This window comes from Parafrankia sp. BMG5.11, from assembly GCF_004337455.1.
Window position 1 is genome coordinate 1 of the sequence record NZ_SJXI01000199.1, and the last position, 6381, is coordinate 6381.

Below are 6381 nucleotides of genomic sequence, written 5' to 3' on the forward strand. Positions count from 1 at the left end.
TGGACTCACTCACCCGCCACGCTTCGCCGTCGCCGCGGGTCAGCCAGGCGAGGCGGGGTCCGTTCTCGATGTTTGGCTACTTTGGGAGTTTGAGAAACTACTCTGTGTTCGATCCGATGCCGCAGAGAAGCGTTGGGGCCCGTCACCAGTGGTGACGGGCCCCAACGCTGGCTGTTCGATTCTCCGGGCCCGGTGTACCCGGAGCCCGGGACGGGCGCCTGGAGGGTCCGGAGGGCCTGGGCGCGGAACTCGGCGTTCGTCTGCGCGGACCGCGGACCGGCTGACCGGCGGACCGGCGGACCAGCGGACCGGCGGACCAGCGGACCGGCGGACCGGCGGACGCGCAGATGGGCGGGTCAGGCTTCGGCGAGGGCCTCCACGCGCTCCGGTTCCGGGCGGGCCTGGGCGGCACCAGCCGGGACGACCGGTGACTCCTTGCGCGGCATGAACACCGCCAGCGCGGCGGCCCCGAACATGAGCGCCGCGCACACCAGGAATCCCAGCGAATACCCCGACGTCAGCGCGTCGGCCCGGTCGGCTCCCGCGGCCAGCTCGCTGTCGGTGTGCGTGTCCGCGACGATCGCCAGGACGGCCAGGCCGACGGCGGCGCCGATCTGCCGCGCGGTGTTGAGCAGCCCGGACGCGAGCCCGGCGAGCTGCGGCGGCACCCCCGCGGTGGCGGCTGTCGTCACCGCGACCATGTTGATGCCCATCCCGAATCCCAGCAGGGTGAGCGGTCCGAACACCTCGCTCCAGTACGAGCCGTGCGCGCTCAGCGCACTGAGCCAGCAGACACTCGACGCCACGATCACGGACGCGCCGATGATCAGCGGACGGGGGCCGAACCGGCCGACCGTCCGGGAACTGACCTGCGACCCGACAATGATCATGATCGGCATGGGAACCAGCGCCAGGCCGGCCTCGAGGGGCCCCTGCCCCTTCACCTGCTGCAGGTACAGGGTCAGGAAGAAGAACAGTCCGAACATGATCGAGCCCATCACGACGCCGATCGTGTTCGCGTACCGCAGCGCCCTGCGCCGGAAGATGCCCAGTGGCACCAGCGGGTTCTCGGTACGTGACTCGATGATCAGGAACGCCGTGAGGAGCACGGCCGCGGCAACCAGCCAGCCGACGGTCACCGGCGAGCCCCAGCTGCTGGACTCCGTCCGCACGATGCCGTAGACCAGCGCCGTGAGCCCGGCCGTGACGGTCACGGTGCCGGGGATGTCCAGGTCGCGCACTCCGCGAGCCTGACCACGGGACTCGACCAGCGCCGCCCGCGCTCCGACAAGCAGCACCAGCCCGATCGGCACGTTGACGAACAGCACCCACCGCCAGTCGGCGATCTCGGTCAGCACGCCCCCGGCCAGCGCACCCATCGCGCCGCCGCCGGCGGCGGTCGCGCCCCACATGCCGAGCGCCCGGGCGCGCTCCCGCGGATCCGGGAACGAGGTCATCAGGATGCTCAGCGTCGCGGGCGCGAGCACCGCACCGCCAAGCCCCTGCACCGCACGAGCGACGATCAGCATGACCTGGTTCTCGGCGAGGCCGCCGGCGAGGCTGGCCGCGGTGAACAGCACCAGCCCGGAGATGAACACCCGGCGCCGCCCGAACAGGTCCGCCGCCCGCCCGCCGAACAGCAGCAGCCCGGCGAAGGCCAGCGTGTAGGCGTTGACCACCCACTGCAGACCAGACGAGCTCAGATCCAGCTCGGTCTGCATGGACGGCAGCGCGACGTTCACGATCGAGACGTCCAGGACGACCATGAACTGGGCGAAGCAGCACACGGCCAGCACCGCCCAGGCCGGCACCCGCCGCCCCCGGCCTGCCGGGGCGGCCGTCTTCTCCCCGGCGACCTGGCCCGGCGCGAGCGCCTCCTTCTCCGCGGCTCCGGCCGGCGCGACCGTGCCCTCCGGAGACGCCGTGCCCTCCGGCGAGTCCAGGCCCTCGGACGTCACCGCATCCGCCGACGTCACCGCGACCGGCGGGGCGGCCGGGGTCGCCGCCACCGCGGCCACCGCGACCACCGCGACCGTGGCAGCGGTCGCCTGCTCAGGAACGACGATCTCGACCGGCTCCGCACCGGCCTCCGGCTCCACCGCGCTCCCATCCGCGACCGCGGCCTGCACCTCGACGTCGGATCCGGCCTCGGTCCCAGATCCGGTCTCGGTCTCGGCCCCGGCCTCGGTCCCGGTCGCAGCCTCGGACTTGACCTCGACCGCCTCCGCCGGCTCGGCCACAACCGCAGCCTCGGCCGCGATCTCGGACTCAGCCTCGACTTCGGGCTTGGCCTCAGGCTCGGGCTCGGCTGGCGGGCTCTGCCCCTCAGCCTTCTCCTCGGCCACGCCCGCGCCAGCGGCCACCGCTTCGGCCGTCACCTCGGCCTTCTCAGCCGCCGGTTCGTCGGTAGCCACCGTCCCGGCCGCCACCTCGGCCTTTTCGGCAGGCGCCTCGCCGGCCCCGGCCACCACGTCAGCCTGTTCGCGGTCAGCCGCTTCGCTGTCAGCGCCTTCGCGCGCCACCCCGGCGCCCGCGGCCGCCGCATCGACAGCCTCGCCGTCGGCACTCTCGCCGTCGGCACTCTCGCCAGAGGCAGCCTCACCAGCGACGACCTCACCAGCGGCAGCCCCACCGGCAGCAGCCTCAGCCGCGGCGCCGTCGCCGCCGGTGGGTCCGAGGTCGCCAGCGCCCGCGGCGGCATCCGCCGGGGCTTCGGGCGTCACCGCCTCGCTCGCCGCGGCCGGCGTCGCCGTGCCGGTCCGCCTGCGCGCCTGCGCCCCGGCACCCCTGGATCCCGCGGATCTCGCTCTCGGCTTGCCCCTGCTCTTCGCCATCGCGCCCTCCCACAGCCGCACCGGTCGTCGATCTGGCGGCCGCGCCGGCCCGCGACCAGGTCCCCGTACACCGTACGGACGTCCGACCGACCCTACGTCGTACGCTGTACGGAATCCAAACCGTATCCGGGGAGCAACGTGCGATGAACACCACATCCGTCGACCCGGCCAGGCCCCGCGGAGCCGGTGACCGACCGGCCGCCAGCCGGGCCGGGCTGTCCCGTGAGCGGATAGTGGCCGTGGCCCTGGAGATCGCCGACGCCGAAGGACTCGACGCGGTCTCGATGCGGCGCGTCGCCGCCATGCTCGGCGTCGGCACGATGACCCTCTACACCCACGTCCAGGACAAGGAAGCACTGCTGGAGCTGATGCTCGATGCGCTGACCGCCGAGCACCTCCTCGCCGACACCGGCCCGGACTGGCGCACCGGCCTCACCCGGATCGCCCGCCTCACCCGCCAGAGCCTGCTGCGCCATCCCTGGGCGCTGGCGCTCGGCCTGCGCCCCGCTCTCGGGCCGAACAAGCTGCGGCACATCGAGCAGTCCCTCGCCGTCGCGTCCGGGCTCACCACCGACCCGGCGGCCCAGCGAACGATCGTGCACGCGGTCGACGACCTGGTCGTCGGCTGCGCGATGCGGGAGCTCGCGGCGCGGGCCATCGAGGCCGACGTCCCGCGCCCGTTGTGCGGGCTGCGGCGCCGCATCGACGCCGAGCCCACCCTGCGGGAGCTGCTCCACAGCGGGGAGTTCCCACACCTGGCCCGGATGCTCGCCGGGGACGCCCCCTTCGCCTCGGAACGGTTCGAGCAGGCGCTGACCTGGCTACTCGACGGCATCGAGCGGACGTACCGGCCCGATTCCCCCACAACCTGAAGCCCTCGCCTCCACCCGCGGCTCGCGGGTCGAGGCGGGCGAACCGGGGCGAAGAGCAGCGAAGAACGCGGACCGGTCTTCACGGAAACGGCCCGAGCGGCTACCTTCGACCGGGTGAGCACCGTCGGTCAGCACGCCGCCACCAGGCGGGAGTCCGTATGACCACGGCCGCGTCCGGAATGACTGCGGCCGCGTCCAGGCCGGCCACAGCCCTGCCCAGGCGGGTGCGGCCTCTGCTGGACGGCGACCCGTCCACGATCGGCCCCTACGCCGTCCTCGGCCGGATAGCCCAGGGCCCGGGCGGGCTGGTCTTCCTGAGCCGCGCCGTCGGCGGCGCCCAGGTAGCGCTGCGCGTTCCGGAACCACCTCCCACTGTCAGCGAACGGGACTCGGAGCCACCGCCCACAGCCACCGGGCAGGGCCCGGACGCGGCGCGGCGGCTGCACGCGCACCTGTGTGAACGCTTCGCCGCCGCTGCCAACAGCGCCCGGGCCGCCGCCGGCCCGCACCGCTGCGCGGTCCTGGACTCCGGAGTCGTCGCCCCCGACCCCGATGTCCATCTCCCGGCCAGCGCAAGCGCCGACGGCGGCGCCGAGCCAGCGGCACCGTCGCGGTTCGCGGGGCTGCCCTACCTGGTCACCGAGTTCGTCGACGGACCCACACTGGCCCGGGAGGTCGCCGAACGCGGGCCGCTCTCCCCCGCCGAACTGCACGTCCTCGCATCGGCGCTGCTCGACGGACTACGCGCCGCCCGTCGGGCCGGCGGCCCGGCCCGGGACCTGTGCGTCCCGACCCCCGACGACATCGTGCTCTCCCTCACCGGCCCACGGCTGGTCAACCTGGGCCTCGGCACGACCGCCCGACCCGGTGGCGACGACGGCCCGCCGGACCCGGCGGTCGCGGCCTGGGCCCGCGTCGTCGCGCTTGCCGGCACCGGCTGCCTTCCCCCGCCTGGCTGGCCGAACAGCGGTGGGATGGACGACCCCGCCACCGTCGCGGTGCTCAACGCCATGCCGCGGGGCCAGGTCCGCACCGTGCTGAGGGACGCCCTCACGAGCCCTCGCCCGGCACCCACGCCGGCCCGCACCGCCGGCGGAAGCAGCGGAAGTGGCTCGGGCGCAAGAATCGCCACGGAGCGGGATGCCGCCGGGCTCGCCCGACTGGACAGGTTGCGGGCCAGTCTCGACGACCGACCCGGCATGCCGGTACGCGGACGCCGCCGCGCCGGATCACGATCCCGGTCCCCGGTTCGCCAGGCCCGCGAGGTGGTCGGTGCCGGCGCCGCCGGCGAGATCCGCCGGGCCGGCGGCAGCGGCAGCGGCAGCGAGGGTGTCCGGTCCGGCGACGCGGCGCGCGGGCGCGGGCGCTGGCGGCCGGTCGCGGCCGGGGTGATGACCGCGGTCACGGTGGTCGCGGTGGCGGCTTCCACGGGTCCCTCGTCGGGGCCGACCGCTGTCGTCGCCGGTGCCACCGTGCCGCTGGCGGGTGCCCCGCGGGGCACGCCTGTTCCGACACCCGTCCCGGATCAGCCCGGCGACCCGCGGCGACCCGGAGGGGCTCGGGTCGCACCCGCCCCGCCACCCGCCGAGCCGGCCCCGCCTCCTGAGGAGCCGGGCGCGGCGGAGCAACCCGCGGTCACCGAGCCGGGCACTCCGCTGAGCCAGCCACCGAGCGGCCCGACCGCGTCCGGCGGAACAGGCGGGTCCCCGGCCCGTGCCCGCCCCCCGGGGCCGGCCGGCCGGCCGGCCCCGGCGCGCCTCGCGGTTGCCGCACCTACCCCGGAGTCGGCGACCACCCCGCACGCCTCGACCCCACCGGCCGCCCCGATGCCCCCGGCCGCGGCCGCCGGACCGGCACCCAACGGCCCCGGCCCAGCACCGGCCTCGCCGACGCCGCCACCGACCAGCGGTCTCACCCCCGTCCAGATCGGCGTGGTCCCGCTGTCCCCGCGCTGACCCGCAGGAATCGCCGCGCCGGCGTGGCCAGGGCGGATGTCTGATGCGGCGACTAGTCCCGGACGGCGCCCGCGAGCCACACGACGTGGACCGGCTTGTGCTGGCTTCGCGCGTACGCGACGACGTCCGCGGTGCCGGCGTAGTCGCGGGCGGGCTGGCCGTCCCAGACGGCGATCAGCTCGTCCACCTCGTCGACCAGGGCCTCGCTGGCTGCCATCAGCGCCGCCAGGTCCACCTCGGGCCCCGGCAGTGTGCGCACGCGCGTGGCGGCGGCGCGCAGGCGGTCGTAGTCCGCTCGGTGCTCCGGCGGCAGGAACTCCCGGTAGTCCCGCGCGGGCAGGACGGCCACAAGCCGGCCCCCGAGGCCGAGCACCAGGTCGGCGAAGACGCTGTCGGCGCCCTCGGCGAGGCAGCTCACACCGACCAGCTCAGCGGCCCGGTGCCGGCCCAGCAGGCGGCGCATCTCGGCGGTCGTGAACGTCTCGACCTCCGGCGACAGGACGCGGTGCCCGGTGATCCCCACGACGGCCATCTGTGCAGGCGCTCCTCTCACTCCGCTCCGTTGCACAAGAGCGCCGGATAGCGCCACTCATGCCGCCTCACCTTTCGGTGAGGCACCCCGGGTCTGACCGGTCTTGGCCGTGCCCGGTTCCCGCTTCACAGCCACCCGCCGCCGCGCCGGTGGTGCTGGCGCGTTAGTCTTACGGTCGGCTCCACGGG

At 75.0% G+C, this 6381-nt stretch carries 4 protein-coding genes; 2 read left to right on the forward strand and 2 right to left on the reverse strand.

What is annotated here, in order from left to right; genetic code table 11:
* Positions 1–356 precede the first annotated feature (356 nt).
* Positions 357–2834 carry an MFS transporter gene (locus E0504_RS49855; protein WP_112106973.1) on the reverse strand — a complete coding sequence of 826 codons (2478 nt, stop codon included), beginning with the start codon at positions 2832–2834 and terminating at the stop codon, positions 357–359.
* Positions 2835–2977: 143 nt separating this feature from the next.
* Here E0504_RS49855 and E0504_RS49860 point away from each other — a divergent pair, with 143 nt between their 5' ends.
* Both E0504_RS49860 and E0504_RS49865 read left to right on the forward strand, forming a co-directional pair.
* The gene (locus tag E0504_RS49860; protein WP_112106971.1) at positions 2978–3706 is read left to right on the forward strand and encodes a TetR/AcrR family transcriptional regulator; all 729 of its coding nucleotides are present in this window, start codon (positions 2978–2980) and stop codon (positions 3704–3706) included.
* 158 nt (positions 3707–3864) lie between these two features.
* Positions 3865–5661, forward strand: coding sequence for a hypothetical protein (locus E0504_RS49865; RefSeq protein WP_131628129.1), 1797 nt, complete (start codon positions 3865–3867; stop codon positions 5659–5661).
* A gap of 52 nt (positions 5662–5713) precedes the next feature.
* On the opposite strand, the gene E0504_RS49870 is transcribed toward E0504_RS49865, so the two are convergent.
* A complete protein-coding gene (locus tag E0504_RS49870) occupies positions 5714–6193 on the reverse strand; it encodes a hypothetical protein (RefSeq protein WP_112109429.1) in 480 nt (159 codons plus the stop codon).
* Between the last annotated feature and the right edge of the window lie 188 nt (positions 6194–6381).